Source organism: Thermincola ferriacetica, from assembly GCF_001263415.1.
Classification (GTDB): domain Bacteria; phylum Bacillota; class Thermincolia; order Thermincolales; family Thermincolaceae; genus Thermincola; species Thermincola ferriacetica.
Window position 1 is genome coordinate 67,962 of the sequence record NZ_LGTE01000010.1, and the last position, 18,691, is coordinate 86,652.

General features: G+C 44.5%; 13 protein-coding genes. All 13 read left to right on the forward strand.

Going from position 1 to position 18,691, the window contains the following annotated elements; genetic code table 11:
- Position 1: 1 nt before the first annotated feature.
- The 13 genes from Tfer_RS08140 to Tfer_RS08200 all read left to right on the forward strand — a co-directional run bounded on the left by Tfer_RS08140 (position 2) and on the right by Tfer_RS08200 (position 18,658).
- The gene (locus Tfer_RS08140) at positions 2-1,318 is read left to right on the forward strand and encodes a polysaccharide deacetylase family protein (RefSeq protein WP_083436854.1); all 1,317 of its coding nucleotides are present in this window, start codon (positions 2-4) and stop codon (positions 1,316-1,318) included.
- 108 nt (positions 1,319-1,426) lie between these two features.
- Entirely contained in the window at positions 1,427-2,671 is a 1,245-nt protein-coding gene (locus tag Tfer_RS08145) for a purple acid phosphatase family protein (protein ID WP_052217932.1), read from the forward strand.
- 503 nt (positions 2,672-3,174) lie between these two features.
- A complete protein-coding gene (locus tag Tfer_RS08150; protein ID WP_200901021.1) occupies positions 3,175-3,849 on the forward strand; it encodes a hypothetical protein in 675 nt (224 codons plus the stop codon).
- Positions 3,849-4,511, forward strand: coding sequence for an ABC transporter ATP-binding protein (locus Tfer_RS08155; RefSeq protein WP_052217934.1), 663 nt, complete (start codon positions 3,849-3,851; stop codon positions 4,509-4,511). Before Tfer_RS08150 ends, Tfer_RS08155 begins: the two co-directional genes overlap by 1 nt.
- Positions 4,504-5,226, forward strand: coding sequence for an ABC transporter ATP-binding protein (locus Tfer_RS08160; protein ID WP_242843566.1), 723 nt, complete (start codon positions 4,504-4,506; stop codon positions 5,224-5,226). The genes Tfer_RS08155 and Tfer_RS08160 overlap by 8 nt, the downstream gene beginning before the upstream one ends.
- 2 nt (positions 5,227-5,228) lie before the next feature.
- The gene (locus Tfer_RS08165) at positions 5,229-7,883 is read left to right on the forward strand and encodes an ABC transporter permease (RefSeq protein ID WP_242843570.1); all 2,655 of its coding nucleotides are present in this window, start codon (positions 5,229-5,231) and stop codon (positions 7,881-7,883) included.
- Positions 7,884-7,976: 93 nt separating this feature from the next.
- On the forward strand, positions 7,977-8,657 hold the full coding sequence (locus Tfer_RS08170) for a response regulator transcription factor (protein ID WP_052217938.1): 681 nt from the start codon (positions 7,977-7,979) through the stop codon (positions 8,655-8,657).
- On the forward strand, positions 8,654-10,060 hold the full coding sequence (locus Tfer_RS08175; RefSeq protein ID WP_052217940.1) for a sensor histidine kinase: 1,407 nt from the start codon (positions 8,654-8,656) through the stop codon (positions 10,058-10,060). The genes Tfer_RS08170 and Tfer_RS08175 overlap by 4 nt, the downstream gene beginning before the upstream one ends.
- Positions 10,061-10,451: 391 nt before the next feature.
- Complete coding sequence (locus tag Tfer_RS08180; RefSeq protein WP_052217942.1) at positions 10,452-12,347, forward strand: PrkA family serine protein kinase; 1,896 nt, start codon at positions 10,452-10,454, stop codon at positions 12,345-12,347.
- 25 nt (positions 12,348-12,372) lie between these two features.
- Positions 12,373-13,524: a sporulation protein YhbH gene (gene yhbH / locus Tfer_RS08185; RefSeq protein WP_052217944.1), complete on the forward strand. Its 1,152-nt coding sequence runs from the start codon at positions 12,373-12,375 to the stop codon at positions 13,522-13,524.
- Positions 13,525-13,557: 33 nt separating this feature from the next.
- On the forward strand, positions 13,558-14,961 hold the full coding sequence (locus Tfer_RS08190) for a SpoVR family protein (RefSeq protein ID WP_052217946.1): 1,404 nt from the start codon (positions 13,558-13,560) through the stop codon (positions 14,959-14,961).
- 122 nt (positions 14,962-15,083) lie between these two features.
- Complete coding sequence (locus tag Tfer_RS08195; RefSeq protein WP_052217948.1) at positions 15,084-16,190, forward strand: metallophosphoesterase family protein; 1,107 nt, start codon at positions 15,084-15,086, stop codon at positions 16,188-16,190.
- Positions 16,187-18,658, forward strand: a complete 2,472-nt coding sequence (locus Tfer_RS08200) for an AAA family ATPase (RefSeq protein WP_052217950.1) — start codon at positions 16,187-16,189, stop codon at positions 18,656-18,658. Before Tfer_RS08195 ends, Tfer_RS08200 begins: the two co-directional genes overlap by 4 nt.
- Positions 18,659-18,691: the final 33 nt, after the last annotated feature.

The window sequence follows — 18,691 nt, forward strand, 5'->3', positions numbered from 1 at the left end:
CATGAATTGGGGTTACTATTTACTGGTTATTATTGTATTTATAGGCGCTACATATACTGTAATTCCTGATATGTTTTTACACCGGTTGGGTATCGGAAGCTGGAAGCGCCAGTATACTCCCGGTGTGGCTATAACATTTGACGACGGCCCTAATTCTGAAACAACACCTCAGATACTTGATATATTAGACGAATATAAAGTTAAGGCAACATTTTTTGTAACTGGAGAAAATGCTATCAGGTATTCTAATTTAGTTAAAGAAATCAAACAACGAGGCCATCACATTGGGGCACATTCCAATAGCCACAGGTACGCCTGGTTTATGTCTCCCATGCAAACGTGGCGCGATTGGGAAGAATGTGTTAGTATCATCGAGAACTTAACAGGTACGGCTGTCCAATGGGTTCGTCCACCTTGGGGAACTTTTAATCTTGTAACGTGGTTATGGATAAAAGTGCGGAAAAAACGGGCGGTTTTATGGAATGTGGAAGGCCATGACTGGAAGGTCAGGCGCAATCCCGAACAAATTGCGTCAAGCATTCTACGGAAGACGAAAGAGGGGTCAATACTGGTTTTACATGATGCTGGAGGAGAAAAAGGTGCTCCGGAGAATACCGTTCGGGCTCTAAAAACTATTTGCCGGAAAATTGTTGAAGAACAAAAACTGCCATTGGTAAAGTTGGAATTTCCGGACTGGCCCTGGTGGCGAAGGTTAGTCTTTGCTCTATGGGAGAAATGGGAACGTTTTTTTGCCAGGATATATCACGTGGAACGAATTAATTCAACAAATTTTTTACGCTTGTCCAAGACTATTTATAAAGGCCCGAATCTATACACAAGTGACGGACGGTTATTGGCAAAAGCCGGGGATAAAGTGGGAGAAATTCATTTTGAAAGCGGGCGCTTGCGGGGCAATGAAAACGACATCCAAAAAGCTGCCGTGCGGGCATTGCGTTTAGCCAGGGAATCATTGCCTGAATTAGCACGGTATATAGTCGAGAACCCCGAATATAAAAACATTGAGGTTTTCTTTGGTCTAACTATGATCAATCGAGGGGTTAAAGGTTTGGGTTTTTCGGTGCAAGACATATCTATTAAGGGGCTCAAACGTGGAGTGTATTTGCTACAAAAGGTAATTAAGTGGATTTATGGTCCGACCCGAAAGGTTCGGGGCAGTAAACATCCGGGCGATCAACCCAAAATTGTATGGATCAGCCGACAACAACTGCTCGAAAGATGGTTCCCTACCAATGATGAATTACTGGAAAATCTGAGCGAAAGCCCCGGAATTCATTCCGGGGATGAAGCGTCTCATTAACCAAGAATAATGCACATGGTATAATTGAGATATGCAGGAATTTAAGTCTAGTAGACATTCCAGACCCCTGGACCAAAGTCCAGGGAGGATGTCAAGGAGGACGGACTTATGGGAAAAGCCTTTTTTTCTAACTTTATTAGATTATGTATTTTGGTGCCTTTTCTGGTATTTACGGCCTGCTCATCATTATCCGCGGCTAACAAACCGGTTAATCAAGCCACAAGTTCTTTTGTTCCGGACCATATAGCCCTTACATGGATACTGGACCCCGGTAAAACTCAGACCATTTCATGGAAAACCGGGGCTTCAGTAAAGAAGGGTGTTCTCCAATACGCAAAATTGTCAGATGGGGCGGCATTCCTATATAAGGCAAGAACTATCAATGCCACAGTATATCAACTTTTATCAGACTCCGGAAGAATTAACATTGATTACGCAACAGTGAACGGTCTTGAACCCGGGAACACATATTTATATAGGGTCGGTGACGGCAAAAATTGGAGCAGTTTTCATTCGTTCAAAACGGAACCTTTGGTTACAAAGAGTTTTAAATTTTTAATTTTTGGGGACAGCCAGAGTGATGGCAACTACACCTCATGGAAGAATACAGTGCGGAGCGCTTACAAATTTAATCCTGACGCCAAATTTTTTGTAGTTGTGGGCGACCTGGTAGATCGCGGAACAAGCAGTGCCCATTGGAATGCGTGGTTTGAAGGCGCCAAAGGAGTAATTGATTCTATCCCGGCTATGGTTGTAAGAGGTAATCATGAAACCAACAGAGCATTCTGGTCCGCGCAGTTTAAGCTCCCCCAAAACGGACCTGATGGCGCCAAGGGCCTGACGTACTCTTTTGATTACGGGGATGCACATTTTGTAATGCTTGACAACATCGAAGAAAAAGAAATTAAAGCTTTAAATGCCCAAAAAGCATGGTTGGCTAATGACCTTAAAAACACAAAAAAAACATGGAAACTTGTATTTTTTCATAAACCTCCTTTCTACAGCAAAGGTAAAAGAGCAAACAATTATCTAAAGGCAGCTTATGGGCCAATATTTGACAGATATCATGTAGATGTGGTTTTCAATGGCCACGACCATGTAGTGGCAAGGACTTACCCAATGTATGGGGGTCAACCGGCTAAAAGCCCTTCTAAAGGTACAATATATTACATAACCGGTCGAAGCGGTTCAAAGTACTATAAAGATTCGTCCAGGAAAAGTTGGGATACATTTTTTTACAACCCAACTGACGAGCCCAATTACATCATAGCCGAAGTAAGTAAAAATAAACTTACATTAAAATCTGTTAAACAGGATGAAACCTGCATTGACACATATACGATAAATAAGTAACAAAAATTTACTGTTATTTCACCCTTCTTGTCAAACCACAAGTCTGCTTTGGACATGTGGTTTTTTGATAGCAAAAAGTATTTTTCCGTATTTTTCTATAAAGGGCGGTCCACAAACTTACCAATCGCGTATTCTATACAGCTTCCGGACAAATTTGCCAACGCCGCCACCAACGTTACGCTAAACATGCTAAGTTTGCCGGCTGCCACCAGATACCCGGAATAAGGCATTATCACCTCACTCGGTATAGAGATACAGGCGCTTTCCAACACCATAGTTCAGATATATGGCGAGTAATTATCTAATAATGATTAACTGACAATGAAAAGAAAATTAAGATTTCATCTTTGATTAACAGGTTTCGGTTTGAAAAAGGTGTTTTATTAAAAAATCTTCATTTATAACTCATTTTATTTTAATTTATTAAAAGTAAGATATTGTAAAGAGCCAAATTACCAAAGTCGGGTGCGATTGGCGAAACTTTATTAAAAGGAGGATGTCGTATGTTGGACAAATTCAAGTTGGTCAGCTTTTTAGTATTAGGTCTGGCTATTGTGGGTTGTGGAAAACAGACAACTGTGCACACCAATAACACGTCTGGCGTATCCAACCCAGTGGCCCAAACTTCAATTACTACCAATAAACCGTCGCAAACTCAAACTAAACAGACGCAGGCTACTACTGAGCAGCCGGTAGCACCGGAAAAGAACCCCGTGGGTGACATTCCTGATTCGCAGGTGTTTGTCAGGTTTAGTTCAGCACAGGGGGGGTATTCCCTGGAAGTTCCCGAAGGCTGGGCACGTATGGAGCAAGCTGGTAATGTAGTTTTCACCGATAAACTGGACGGAGTCAAAGTTACTACTGAAGAATCTTCAAAACCGCTTTCCATTGCAACAATTGAAGCCAAACAGGTAACTGCCATTAAGAATACCGAGAGAGCAGTACAGGTAAGCAGTATTCAAAGTATTAATCTACCTAGTGGCCCGGCTGTTCTCGTAAAATATACTTCAAACTCCGAACCAAACTCTGTAACCGGAAAACAGGTCCGGCTTGATAATAGCAGCTATTTCTATTACAAAAATGGCAAGTTAGCCAGGCTGGAACTTTGGGCACCAGTTGGAGCTGACAATGTTGACCAGTGGAAAAGAATGTCGGAAAGTTTCAGGTGGGAGAAGTAATGGGTCTGTTAAACGCTGTTGACCTTTATCGCTTTTATCATTCAAACGAAGAAGAAACGCTGGCATTGCGAGGTGTGAGTCTTGAGGTAAAGGCCGGAGAGATTGTTGCTGTGATGGGCCCTTCCGGAAGTGGGAAATCTACTTTGCTATCCTGTCTGGCCGGGCTTGACGAACCCGATGGTGGTTATGTCGAAGTAATGGGGCAGCGCATAACGCGCCGACCGGAGGAGGAACGGGCTGCCATCCGATCTGCAGAAATTGGGATTCTCCTGCAGTCCGGAAATTTATTTGAGCATCTGACCGTAGAGGAAAATATTCTGCTACAAATGAGTTTAGCCCACAGAGGCGACAGGAAGAGGATGAACGATCTCCTTAACCGGACTGGAATTAGCCACCGTCGCTCGGCCTATCCTGAGGAACTCTCCGGCGGGGAAGCCGCAAGAGCCGGCATGGCAGTGGCGTTGTCTACCAACCCGTCAATACTGCTTGCTGATGAGCCAACAGGAGAAGTGGACAGCGAAACCGAAAAACATATAATAAACCTTTTTGAGAGTGTGCGAAATGAACGATGTGCGATTCTTGTGGCAACCCATAGCGAGACTCTGGCGTCCTATGCCAACAGAATCGTGCACTTAAGAGATGGGATGGTTGTCGGTGGCTAGAGAAACGTTGGCACAGGTTTCCAGTAATCTTGAAGTGACTAGTATTCAAGGGGAAATATTTATCAGCGCAAAAGATATAAGCTGTCTTTACAAAAAAGGCAACAATTCGGTAGTTGCGCTAAATGCCGTATCCTGCCAACTACATTCAGGAGACCGGATTGCTGTTGTTGGTCCGTCGGGAAGCGGTAAATCGACCCTGTTGCAGGTCATGGGAGGAATTGAGCCCCCAACGTCTGGTACAATTACGTGGCCGGCTCTGGGGCCGCGGCATGCCCTTCGGCCCGAGAAAATAGGATTTATTTTTCAAACCGAAAGCCTTTTGGAACCGTTAAACTGCATAGAAAATGTGAAAATACCGCTTCTGCTTAGTCATGTTGGAGAGGAGGAGGCTGATGAAGCAGCTTTCAATGCACTAAAAAAATTATCTCTTGAAAATCTGGCGAACAAACTGCCTGAAGAATTATCAGGGGGGCAGGCCCAAAGGGTCGCTGCGGCGCGGGCAATAGTACGCCAGCCCAAAGTTATTCTGGCCGATGAACCAACGGGCCAGTTGGACCAAACAACCGGACAGCATTTGCTTGACCTTCTTCTTGCTTCCATTGAAGGTACAGATACAGCTCTTGTCATAGCAACTCATGACATGACAGTAGCAAGGCGCATGAAAACTGTATGGTATATGGAACATGGGAGACTGGAGGTGCGTCAGCATTGTTGAAGGTGCTTTTATGGTTGAAAGGTTCGATTTTCAAACGAGGTGGGCGCCATCTGGGTGTAGCCCTCGGGGTTGCCATCACAGTTTCTCTCCTTGCTTCAATGGGGGCGTTTATCTCGTCAAGTGCAAGGTCTATGACCAGTAGGGCAATAGCAAACATTCCGGTAGACTGGCAGATCTTGTTGCGCCCGGGTTCGAATAAAACAGCAGTGAAAACAGAAATTGGAAAAGCGATCAAAATTACGTCCATTGAGGAGGTAGGATATGCCGACGCTGCTGGCTTTGTTGCCCAGACAGGTGCCTCCATCCAGACAACCGGCCCTGGTAAAGTTCTTGGTATCAGCCCGGAATACTGGAAGCGATTCCCTGCACAAATCCGGCATCTCCTGGGGAAAAATACCGGAGTATTGGCCGCCCAGCAAACTGCAGCCAATTTACATGTAACTATAGGGGATAAAGTGTCTGTTGAACGGGTAGGGCTGGCTCCGGTTGAGCTTACTATTGATGGTATTATTGACCTGCCAAATGCAGACTCTCTTTTTCAGGCCATCGGCATGCCGGCAGGCGTAGCCCCGCAGGCGCCGCCTGACAATGTATTATTGGTTCCTGACCAGCTATGGCACAAGCTATTTGATCCCCAGATGCAGATCCGACCGGACTCAGTCCGCAGTCAATTACATGTTAAAATTGCACATGACCATTTACCAGGGGACCCCACAAGCGCTTACTTGTCGGCTCAGAGGCTGGCTAACAACGTTGAAGCGCGAATCGCAGGCAACGGTATTATTGGTGACAACTTAGCATCCCGTTTGGACGGGGTGCGCGAAGACGCCTTGTACGCGAGAGTTTTGTTCTTGTTCCTGGGATTACCGGGTACCATTTTAGCTGTTATTCTGACTCTTGCTGTTACGGCTTCCGGCAAACACCGCCGACGTAGAGAGCAAGCACTTTTGCGGACCAGAGGGGCATCAAGAATGCAAATTTTTGCCCTTGCCGGAGTTGAAGCGATTTTGGTTGCCTTGGTGGGAACATTATTAGGGTTCATTCTGACATATGTTAACGCCAAATACATTGCCGCCTTCGATTTGCGAATGGATTCATCAATGCTTATCTGGATTTTGTTAGCGACCTTGGCCGGTATTTTGCTTACTGTCCTGGCTGTACTTTATCCGGCCTGGAACGAAATAAGTTGTTCAACCGTGGCCGCTGCACGGGCTGTTATAGGTAAAAAACGAAAACCTTTATGGCAGCGTACGTTTGTTGATGTCATCTTACTGATTCTGGCTATGGCGACATTCTGGAGAACTACAAGTTCCAGTTATCAACTTGTTTTGGCTCCGGAAGGGGTAGCCCAGACCAGCGTAGATTACCAGGCTTTCATTGCACCTTTATGCTTGTGGATAGGTGGTGCATTGCTATTCATTCGTCTTTGGTCTTTCGGAATCGAACGTGGAAAAAAAGCTTTGGCCAAAACTATCCGGCCTATTGCCCATGGGCTTTCTACTGTAGTGGCCTCATCACTTAGCAAGCAAAGATTCTTGATAACAAACGGCATAGTGATTGTTGCGCTGGCCTTTTCTTTTGCCGTTTCTACAGCAATTTTCAATACAACTTATAACGCTCAGTCACATGTTGATGCGGAACTTACCAATGGGGCTGATATAACAGTTACAGGATCTACTTCCGAACCTCCAAGCAGCAAATTGTCAAACCTGAAACTAATTCCTAGTATCATTGCAATCCAACCAATGCAGCATCGATTTGCATATGTGGGTAACGATCTCCAGGATATATTTGGTATTGATCCACTTCACATCAGCGATGCCACCAACATTTCTGACGCTTATTTTAAGGGAGGTAATGCTAAAGCAATGCTATCTGCGTTAGCTAACCGCCCGGACGGTGTATTAGTATCTGAAGAAACAGTTACTGATTTTCAGCTCAAGCCGGGCGATAAGCTTATTCTCCGGTTACAAAACGCCAGAGATCATCAATACCATGCGGTTCCATTTCATTTTATAGGTGTTGCCAGGGAGTTTCCCACAGCTCCCAAAGACTCCTTTTTGGTTGCAAACGCAAGTTATATTGCCCAGCAAACTGGGTCATCGGCAGCAGAAACAATTTTAATTCGCACTCGGACTGATCCGAAAAGTCTTTTACCTCAAGTTCGATCCGTGGTCAATTCACTTCCCGGGGTCAGGGTGACTGACATTGGTTCAACTCAAAGTATCATAAGTTCAAGCCTTACCGCAGTTGATCTTCGTGGGCTAACTCGTCTTGAACTAATCTATGCGCTTTTACTGATCTTAGGAGCGACCGGGTTAGTTTTGGCATTAGGGCTGGTGGAACGGAAACGTACATTCTCAATTCTTGCGGCGCTCGGTGCTAACAGGAAACAATTGGGCTCTTTTTTATGGAGCGAGGGGCTTCTAATTCTTGTAGGCGGAGTGTTAACCGGTTTGACTCTTGGTTTCATAATCGCGGAGGTATTGGTAAAAGTACTTACAGGAGTTTTCGACCCACCACCTCAGTTTTTGTTTATTCCGTGGAGTTATCTCACATTAATACTGGCGGCTGGTAGTTTTGCGGTGATTGTTGCGGTATTTGCGGCACAGGCTATTTCTCAAAAACAAGTGGTAAAAGCTTTACGACAGAATTAAAATTGACTTAAAGGATAACAACTATTTTCCTAGAAAATATTAATGGTTACCACTATTTAATAGCTTAGTCAGTCGTTAGAAGGGGAGTTCTCTATGCGGATATTGGTTGTGGAGGATGAAAAACGCATAGCTTCATTTATAAAGCGGGGGCTGGAGGAAGAAACCTACGCCGTAGATGTTGCCTATGACGGTGAAGAAGGGCTTAATTGGATAAACAGCTTCAGTTATGACTTAATTATTATGGATATTCTAATGCCCAAAATGGATGGGATTACTCTTTGTAAAACTGTCAGAGATCGAGGTATTGGTACTCCTGTGTTAATGTTGACAGCCATGGATGCTGTTGATGACAGGGTAGAGGGATTGGATGCCGGTGCGGACGATTACCTTGTTAAACCATTTGCATTTAAGGAGTTGCTTGCCAGAATACGGGCATTAGCAAGACGGTGTACTGAAGGTAAAGGGAACATCTTGTCTGTTGCTGATTTAAAATTAGATCTCGTTTCACGCAGGACATTTCGCAACGGGCAGGAGATTGAGCTAACCAACCGTGAGTTCGCTCTGCTGGAGCTGCTGATGCGTAATGCCGGGCAGGTTCTCAGCAGGACAATTATTGCTGAGCATATTTGGGATTACAATTTTTTTAACCAGTCCAATATTGTAGATGTTTATATCCGTCAAATACGTAAGAAAGTTGATGAAGCCTTTTCTGAAAAATTAATTCATACGGTACGTGGTTCAGGTTATAAAATTCAGGGTGGAAATAATAAATGAAAATTAAAATGCCAGTCACTTTGCGTTCCCGCCTGTCGCTTTTTAATGCTGTTTTTTTGTCCGGAACCTTTTTGGTCAGTCTGGTTTTGGTCTATTTTGTCTTGCAAACTTGGCTTTATCATCAGGTGGACAGTTCTTTGACTGAAATGGCCAAGCAGATTTCTATGGACGTAAACGTTAAAAAGAGCGAGATCATCTATCAAGTAGCCTTTCCTTCCAGTGAGTTGGAAAAACAACGCCAATTCGTGCGCATAGTCAATAATAAAGGGCAGGTGCAAGGACACTGGGGCCCTCTGGAGGACTTACCAGTAAAAATTAATGGCATTGGTAATGTATCTCTTAAAGGTGGGTTCCAGGAACTGACTAGAATTAATGACGATGAGCCAATCAGGGTGTACACTTTGCCAATTATAAGTGCCAACAAAGTCGCTGGTTTTGTACAGACAGGCCAATCACTTGAACCCATAGAAAATATGTTGCAAATGTTGATAGTAACTGTGGTAATTTTGGCTCCCTTATTTTTTGTAATTACCCTTTTGGCCAGCCGTTTGATAACGGGAAGAGCTTTAGCACCGATAGCCAGCATAGCAGCCACAGCCGAACGAATTTCTGAACAGGAGTTGCACAAGCGATTGGATATTCCGGGAGAGGACGAAGTGGCTAGGCTGGCTAGGTCTCTTAACCGCATGCTAAATAGGTTGGAAATTACCGTCGAAGGGTACAAACAATTTACCGGAGATGCCTCGCACGAGCTTAGAACTCCTTTAACTGTGATGAAAGGGGAAATATCCTTAGCATTACAAAAGGAACGCAGCACTAATTACTATAAAGAAGTGTTGGAAGGTATTGAAGAGGAAGTAGACCGGCTTATTCGCATGGTCGAGCAGTTGCTGTTTTTGGCGAGAGCAGACGGTGACAAAATTAAGAACCATTTAAATACTATCGATTTATATGAAACCTTAGTTCCTTTGCTTGAGCAAATGAAGATTTTAACTGAGGCAAAACACCAGGAAATATCATGGATTATTCCGAAACATATACTTATTTCAACAGATCCAGATGCTCTTCAGCAAATATTGCTGAATCTGTTGGATAATGCAATCAAATACACCCCGGAAAGTGGAAGAATAGAGGTTAGGGTTGAACAGCATCCAGATTTAGTAAGGATACTAGTTGCTGATACTGGGAACGGTATCGCCAACGAGCACCTTGAACGCATATTTGAACGCTTTTACCGGATTGACAAGGGGAGAAGCCGTGAATTAGGAGGGACTGGCCTAGGACTGGCTATTGTACAAAAACTGGCCCATTTAATAGGCGGGAATCTAAGTGTGACAAGTGCTGTTGGACACGGGACTACCTTTTCATTAGATATCCCGTTACGGCCTACCGGACAGTTATAAAAGATTGTTACATACAAATCCGATTTAGATGTTTTTAAGGTAGTTTTAATAAGGATTCGGTATTCCTGAATGTTGAATAAGATTTAAAATTTCAAAGAAAAATAGCGGGAAATAAACAACGAAACGTCCGGAAAAGCCAGGGCGTTTTTATTTTGTAAGGGGGACTTTAATGAAGCAGGGCCTTTGGCGGGATGAGGTATTTTTCTGCTTTGGCGAAAAAAATAAAAATTGGCGGGCAGGCAAAAACAGGTGAACTTAACTCAACCCTCCGCATATTAATAATCAAGCGGCAAACTTAAGATTGCCCGCAAAGTCTTCTTTGTTAATAAAAATGCATATAATTATTTAGGGTTAAAGTTGAGGTTGGCAGTAAAAATGTGGAGGGACGTGCATGGATATTCTCAGGGATTTGAGGCAGTACCAGGAACAAGAAAAAGCCCTATACTGGGAAGGGACTTTTGAGGATTACCTGAATCTGGTACAGGAACGGCCCGAAATTTGCCGGTTAGCTCATGACAGGGTTTACAATATGATTAAGGATGCCGGAGTGGAGGAGAAGGATGGCTATAAAGAATATAAGTTTTTTTCCTCTGAACTTTTTGGCTTGCATAAAACCCTGGAAAGGCTTGTAGAGGAGTACTTTCATCCTTCGGCAAGAAGACTGGACGTCCGTAAAAGAATTCTTCTGTTAATGGGGCCTGTCAGTGGGGGTAAATCGACGATTGTTACCATGCTGAAACGGGGGCTGGAAAAGTACAGCCGGACTCCCCAGGGGGCGCTGTATGGCATTAAGGGCTGCCCGATGCATGAAGAACCTCTGCACCTGATTCCGAGGGATATGCGAAAAGCTTTTGAAAGAGACTATGGTATTTATATTGAAGGGGAATTATGCCCGGCCTGCCGGATGATGGTGGAAACTCAATATAATGGGGAAGTGGAAAAGGTACCTGTTGAGCGGGTAATCCTTTCCGAAGAGAAGAGGATAGGCATCGGTACTTTTACCCCTTCTGACCCAAAGTCCCAGGATATAGCTGATTTAACGGGAAGTGTGGATTTTTCAACAATAACTGAATACGGATCCGAGTCAGACCCCAGAGCTTACAGGTTTGACGGGGAATTAAACATAGCCAACCGTGGAATTATGGAATTTCAGGAGATGTTGAAATGCGACGAAAAATTTCTCTGGAACCTGTTAAGTTTATCCCAGGAAGGGAATTTTAAGGCGGGGCGATTTGCTCTTATATCCGCCGACGAGGTAATTATTGCCCATACTAACGAAGCCGAGTACAAAGCCTTTGTTAGCAACAAGAAAAACGAAGCTCTGCAGTCAAGGATTATAGTTATTCCTATTCCGTACAATTTAAAAGTATCGGAAGAAGAAAAAATTTACGAAAAATTAATTCATCAAAGTGATATGCGGGGTATTCATATTGCGCCACATGCCTTGCGCATTGCCGGGATTTTTTCTGTTTTGTCCCGCTTGAAAGAGTCTAAGAAACAGGGCATGGACCTGGTGAAAAAAATGAAGATCTATGACGGCGAGGATGTGGAAGGGTTTAAACAAAAGGATTTGGCAGAACTGCAGAATGAATTTCCCGAAGAAGGCATGACAGGTGTCGACCCCCGGTATGTAATCAACAGAATTTCTACAGCGCTCATTAAGACGGAGACATATTGTATTAATGCTCTGGATATTTTGCGGGCGCTGAAGGATGGTTTGGACCAGCATCCGTCAATTACCAAAGAAGAGAAGGAAAGGCTGATTAATTTTATCTCCATCGCCCGTAAAGAATATGATGAAATATGCAAAAAAGAGGTTCAGAAGGCCTTTGTCTATTCTTTTGATGAATCAGCCAAAACTCTGTTCAATAATTACCTGGACAACATTGAAGCTTATTGTAACGGGGTGAAGGTGAAAGACCCCATTACGGAAGAAGAGTTAGATCCTGACGAGAAGCTGATGAGGTCCATAGAGGAGCAAATCGGAGTTTCAGAAAATGCCAAAAAGAGTTTCCGAGAAGAAATCCTGATCAGATTATCCAGTTACGCCCGCCAGGGGAAAAAGTTTGATTACAGTTCCCATGAGCGTCTCAGAGAAGCAATCGAGAAAAAACTCTTTGCTGACCTGAAAGATGTAGTCAAGATAACTACTTCAACAAAGACGCCTGATGAAAATCAGTTGAAAAAGATCAACGAAGTAATTGCCAAATTAATTGATGAGTATAAATACTGCCCGGTATGCGCCAATGAACTGCTGAAATATGTAGGCAGCTTATTAAACAGGTAATTTTGCTGCCGCGGGAGGAAGGGCTATGGAGAAATTTTCCTTCATCGTGTCTAAAGAGGATTGGTCCCTTCACCGAAAAGGTTACGTTGACCAGCAGCGGCACATGAAAAAAGTCAAAGAGGCCATAAAAAAGAACCTTGCCGATATAGTGAGCGAGGAAAGTATCATCATGTCTGACGGCAAAAAGATAGTGAAAGTGCCTATCAGGTCCCTGGAAGAATACCGTTTCCGGTTTAACCTGAATAAACAGGAACACGTTGGACAAGGGAAAGGAAAAACAAAACCCGGCAACGTTTTAGGCAGCGACAGTGCCAGGGGCAGCGGAAAAAGCGGGGGCGCCGGTGACGAACCGGGGGTTGATTATTATGAGGCGGAGATCACGGTAGACGAACTGGCGGAACTGATTTTCGAAGATTTGGGCTTACCTAATTTACAGGAAAAGAAACAGCCGGAAATGGTGACGGAGTCTATAGAATTTAAAGATGTCCGCAAAAAAGGAATCATGAGCAATATTGACAAAAGGAGAACCCTGTTGGAAAGTATCAGGCGTAATGCCAGGGAAGGTAGCTCAGAATTGAAGATTATTCCTGATGACCTCAGGTTTAAGACTTGGGAGACGGAAATCAAGCACCAGTCCAGCGCCGTGGTTATTGCCATGATGGATACCAGCGGCTCCATGGGCCCCTTTGAAAAGTATATTGCCCGCAGTTTTTTCTTCTGGATGGTCAGATTCCTCAGGACCAAATATAAAAATGTGCAAATAGTTTTTTTGGCCCACCACACTACAGCCAAGGAAGTAACGGAACAAGAATTTTTTACCAAAGGAGAAAGCGGCGGTACCAGGTGTTCCTCTGTTTATGAACTGGCTCTGAAAATTATTGAAGAGCGGTATCCGGTATCTGATTATAACATTTATCCTTTTCATTTTTCTGACGGAGACAATCTACCGTCAGACAACGAGAAATGCCTCCGACTGGTTAACCGGTTATTGGATGTGTGTAATATTTTCGGTTATGGTGAAATTGAAGGGCTTTATTATAATTCCAGCAGTTTGATGAAGGTTTACCAGCAGATCAAAAATCCCAGATTTACAAGTGTTCTGATCAAAGATAAATCGGGAGTCTACCCTGCTTTAAGGGCGTTTTTTAATCCCAAACGGGATGTATTTCAGGTTTAAGGAATTTATTTTGGTATGATTAAAGGGGGCAGCATGAAAACCGAAGAAATCAAAATTATGGAAGAAGCAATAGAAAAAATCGCCGAACAGGCAAGAAAGTTTGGCCTGGATTTCTATGATATGCGGTTTGAAATATGTCCTGCCGATATTATCTATACCTTTGGCGCCTATGGCATGCCCACCAGGTTCAGTCACTGGAGTTTTGGGAAAGCCTTTCACAAAATGAAAACTCAGTATGATTATAACCTGAGCAGGATTTACGAACTGGTGATCAATTCCAACCCCTGTTATGCCTTTCTACTGGACGGAAATTCCCTTATTCAAAACAAGTTGGTTATAGCGCATGTCTTTGCCCATTGTGACTTTTTTAAAAACAATTTCCACTTTAAAAACACCAACCGGAACATGATCGAAAGTATGGCGGTAAGCGCTGACAGGATCAGGGGGTATGAACAAAAATACGGACGGGATAAGGTGGAAGGTTTTATTGATGACGTTTTATCAATACAGGAACATATCGAACCCGACCTATATAAACCCCGGCAGAAATTGTCGGCTAAACCCGAACAACAAAGGCAGGAAACACCTTATGATGACCTATGGTATTTAGGCGAAGAAAAGCCTAAACAGGAAGATTCCAATAACCTACCCAAGAAATTTCCGCCGGAACCGGAAAAAGACCTACTGTCCTTTATGGCGGCCCATGCGAAAAATTTGGAGGAGTGGCAGAGAGACATTCTCTGCATTATCCGGGAAGAAATGCTCTATTTCTGGCCGCAGATGGAAACAAAGATTATGAACGAAGGCTGGGCAAGCTATTGGCATGCCAGGATTATGCGTGAAATTGATTTAACGGAAGAAGAGACCATCGAGTTTGCTAAAATGAATGCCGGTATCCTGCAACCTTCCCGGATGAGTATAAATCCATACCTGGTGGGACTCAAAATATGGGAAGATATCGAGAAGAGATGGGATAACCCGACAGAAGAGGAAAAGGAAAAGTACGGCCGCGCCGGTGGCGAGGGAAGGGCAAAGATGTTTGAGGTCCGTACCACGGAAAATGATATTTCTTTTATAAGAAATTACCTGACCAAGGAACTGGTCGAAGACCTGGACCTCTATCTCTTTAAAAAAGTTTATACCAGGTGGCAGGTCACCGAAACGGACTGGGAAAAGGTCAGGGAAGGGATGGTTACTCTTTTGACCAACTGCGGTTACCCCGTTATCAAAGTAGAGGATGCTGACTATAACTTAAACGGGGAACTATATCTGAAACATTACCACGACGGCCGGGACCTGGATATTTTCTTTCTGGAAAAAACCCTGCCCGGTGTTTACCGGATCTGGAAAAGGACTGTACACCTGGAAACGATTCTTGATAATAAAAAGTATCTTTTCTCGTATAACGGTGAAAGAACGACCAAGCGGCTTTTATAGGCCGCTTATCTGTTTCCATTGGCAGAGATAACAAAAAACAGCAGGAAATTTTGGTGGATTTGTTGAAAAGGTTGTGTTAAAGCGGAGGTATTACTCGCATCCCGTGAAAGGAAGTATTGAATATGAATGTTAAACTGCTGCATACTTCGGATTTGCATATTGACTGGTTATTTGGTAAGTTCAGCGAACAGGCCAGGAAAGTAAGGCGCCGGGAGCTTCTCCGGGTCCTTGATGTAATTGCCGATGTGGCCATAGCTGAAGAAGTCCAAGGGGTATTGGTTGCCGGAGACCTTTTTGACTCCAGCCGGGTGGACAGGCATACCCTCACTACGGTTTGGCTTGCCTTTGAACGCCTGACGAACAGGGGGATCAAAGTATTTGTCATCCCAGGGAATCATGACGAAGAGATCACCCGCATGTTTGCCGGTATCGGAGAGGACAATGAGAACGTTTATCTCTTTGCTCCAGGCCGGGAAAACGTGGTGGAATTAGAAAACTTGACAATATACGGAGTGCCTTATGAAACCGCAGTGAGCGGTAGTTCCCCCTTACAGAGGCTGCGGAAAAGGGATAATCCCGGCTACCATGTAGCTATGCTGCATGGCACCGTAAAAACCCTGCCCTTGGTCCGGGATAATTACGGCCCGATAGAGGCAACAGAAATTGCCCATTCTGGCATGGATTACATTGCTTTAGGGCATTACCATAATTTTCAGGACTGTTCGGCGGGAAGAGTAAAAGCCTTTTACTCCGGATCGCCAAGCACATTGTCTTTTGATAATATTGGGGAGAGGTATGTCCTTTTGGTGGAATTTTCTGCCGTCGGCACAGGGATAACCCCTGTCCCCATACCTTCCCGGCCATATAAGGTATACCAATATAACGCAACGGGAAAAACCCTGCCGGACCTCTACCGGCAGTTAGAAAGGTGGACGGATCCGGAAGCCTGTGTAAAGGTAATTATAAAAGGTATTGTTGACCTGGACCTGTATCCACTGCAGGTTAAAATCAGGGAACAGTTTGCGGAGAAGTTCTTTTACCTGGAAGTAGTTGAGGATACTACTCTGGTTCCCGCTTGTCATCCCAACGACCAGACTATTAAAGGAATTTTTGTCAGAAAAATTAACGAACGCCTGAACAGCCCAAACCTGACAGAAGAAGAACGCCTTCTGCTGCTGGAAACCCTTCGGGTTGGCTTAACGGCCATTGAAGGGAGGCGCCTCGATTGAGACTAAAGGAAGTCCATATTACCGGTTTTGGCAAACTTGTGCACCAGGCATTCCGCTTCAGCGAGTCCTTCCATATCGTCAAAGGCCTTAATGAAGCGGGGAAAACCACCCTGGTAAATGCCATACTGGGCATCCTTTACGGCTTCAAGGGTCGCAGCGAAGAAGTAAAAGCCCTGCGGGAAAGCTACAGACCCTGGGATGAGACAGCGCCTTACCGGGCGAGTATGGTAGTTAACTTTGGTGATGCTTTTGACTACAAAATTGAACGTGATTTTAAAGGTGACCAGGTGCAGGTAACCAAACTACAGGACGGTCGGGAACTGCCGGCAGACGTTTCTGTCGAGGACCTGCTGCGGGAAAGGCTGGGTTTGCCATCGGGCAAGCTGTTTCAAAGCACTCTGCTGATAAAGCAGGAAGAAGTGGCTGAACTTAACCGGACAGAATTAACTGATGCCATCATCAAAAAAATAACGGAAAGTGGTTCAGGCATATCAGTCAAGGAAATCCTGGCCATACTGGCCGACCGTCTGAAAGAGTTAAACCGGGGATTTGGCCGGCAAACTCCTAATCCCGGTCCTATAAAAGCCTGCCTGGAAGAAATTAAGCGCCTTAGAGAGGAACTCGATGAGGTAACGGCATATTATGCCGAATATAACGGGATATTGGACCGGCTGAAGCGAAAACAGGCCGAAAAGGAAAGCCTCGAGCGGCGGATTGCGGAAATAGCTCCCCTCCTAGAGGATTATGAAAACCGTTGTGGTTTCAGGGAGCGGTACGAGCAATTGACGGCCAGGCTGACAAATCTGCAGGAAATTAGGAGGAAAATTGCTGAAAAGGAACAGGAACTGAACGAATTAAATAACCGCCTGATTCTTTTTCAGGCGGGCGACCGGGCATTTAACCCGGAAAACCTGCAAAACCTGGAATACCTGGACCGTAAAATTAACCAGGTTGAACAGAGGATAGAACAAGTCAATTCCGAGTACCAGAAAGTGAAGGGTAAGAGGCAGGTAGTCCAGCGGGAGATGGGTGACTACAGTAAAACGATGGCCGTCTACTATTCTGTCCGCTACAATGAAAAAAACCTCGCGGAAGCCCGCCGGTTGCAGGCCGCTATCAGTAACCTGCAGCAGGAAATTTCCGAGAAAGAACAAAGGTTGGATGAGCTGGCCGCATATCGGGGCAGCAGGTTTTCCTGGACTTTTTGGCTGGGGCTTGGGCTCTGTCTGTTTTCTGCTGTAGGGGTGTTTACAGGCAGTATATGGGGTTATGTGGTGGCCAGCATCATGGTCGCCAGTGGTATTCTGATTATTTATTTCGGCGGCCTGGATGTGAAGCACGGTGTATCCAAGGAACTGGCGAAAATAACCGCAACAGAATTAGAAAGAGCAAAGTCAGGTTTAACGACATATAAGCGAATGCTGGAAGGCATTCTTGACCACGAAGAACTTGAAGAATTTGAAACAAAAGTAAAGGAACAGATCCAAATAAAGCAGAAAATCCAACTGCTGGAGGAAGAACTCCGGAGCCTGGACCCGGAACCCTATGAAGAACAGTTGGATGATTTGCAAAGAGAGCTTAACCAGTACTTGCGGCAACTGAAGGAAATTTTGCAGCAGGCCGGTGTCGAGTCAGCGGAACAATTTAAAAGAGATTACGAAAAGTACAAAGATCTGAAAGCAGAGGTAAAATTTGCCAGTGATACTCTGACTTTTTTAAGAGAAGAAACTCATGCTGAAAACATTGACAAAGAAATAGCCGTTCTGGAGGAAGAAATTGACGGGCTCCGACAGCAATTGGGGACAGAAATCATTACTGAGGCGGAGTATCTCCGGCTGAAAGAGGAGTTGGCCGAATTGACCGGCCTGTTGGAAAGGGCCCGCGAGGAAGAAATAAAGATTGCCGCGGGTTTGGAGAATTACAGCCGCCTTATTCTCTTGGATCGCGATATCTGGAGCCTCAAATCGGCCTTGACCGAAAAAGAGGCTTTATTAAAGCAGCTTGAGTTGGAAGGCAAAAGCATAGAACTTGCTGTCAAGCTTATTCAGGAAGCCACAGAAGAGGCCAGGTCAAAGCTTGCTCCACAGGTAAAGGATAAGGTAATAAAAATATTTCAATGGATTACCAAGAAAAGGTACCGGGATGTTCGACTGGAGATGGAAGGGGACAAACTGGTCTTTCAATATCTGGATGAGCAATACAATTGTTACCGTGATGTCCAGTACCTGAGTACCGGTACCAGGGACCAACTCTACCTGGCATTGAGAATTGCCCTTGGCGAGTACTTGACAAATTGCGCAACTTTTCCCATTTTCCTGGATGACCCATTTGTAAACTTTGACAGTGAGCGGCTGCTTAAGACTATCGAAATATTAAGAGTACTGGCTAAGGAGCACCAAATTATCTGGTTGACCAAAGATGAGCATCTTTTGGCTGGTATTCCGGAAGCTGCTGTCACCAGCATATGATTACCGGCTACCCAAAAAGGAGAACTAACCTCC

Excerpts from the sequence above, each read along its gene's own strand:
- Tfer_RS08140 (WP_083436854.1), top strand. The coding sequence starts at position 2 with ATGAATTGGGGTTACTATTTACTGGTTATTATTGTATTTATAGGCGCT.
- Tfer_RS08145 (WP_052217932.1), top strand. The coding sequence starts at position 1,427 with ATGGGAAAAGCCTTTTTTTCTAACTTTATTAGATTATGTATTTTGGTG.
- Tfer_RS08150 (WP_200901021.1), top strand. The coding sequence starts at position 3,175 with ATGTTGGACAAATTCAAGTTGGTCAGCTTTTTAGTATTAGGTCTGGCT.
- Tfer_RS08155 (WP_052217934.1), top strand. The coding sequence starts at position 3,849 with ATGGGTCTGTTAAACGCTGTTGACCTTTATCGCTTTTATCATTCAAAC.
- Tfer_RS08170 (WP_052217938.1), top strand. The coding sequence starts at position 7,977 with ATGCGGATATTGGTTGTGGAGGATGAAAAACGCATAGCTTCATTTATA.
- Tfer_RS08175 (WP_052217940.1), top strand. The coding sequence starts at position 8,654 with ATGAAAATTAAAATGCCAGTCACTTTGCGTTCCCGCCTGTCGCTTTTT.
- Tfer_RS08180 (WP_052217942.1), top strand. The coding sequence starts at position 10,452 with ATGGATATTCTCAGGGATTTGAGGCAGTACCAGGAACAAGAAAAAGCC.
- yhbH (WP_052217944.1), top strand. The coding sequence starts at position 12,373 with ATGGAGAAATTTTCCTTCATCGTGTCTAAAGAGGATTGGTCCCTTCAC.
- Tfer_RS08190 (WP_052217946.1), top strand. The coding sequence starts at position 13,558 with ATGAAAACCGAAGAAATCAAAATTATGGAAGAAGCAATAGAAAAAATC.
- Tfer_RS08195 (WP_052217948.1), top strand. The coding sequence starts at position 15,084 with ATGAATGTTAAACTGCTGCATACTTCGGATTTGCATATTGACTGGTTA.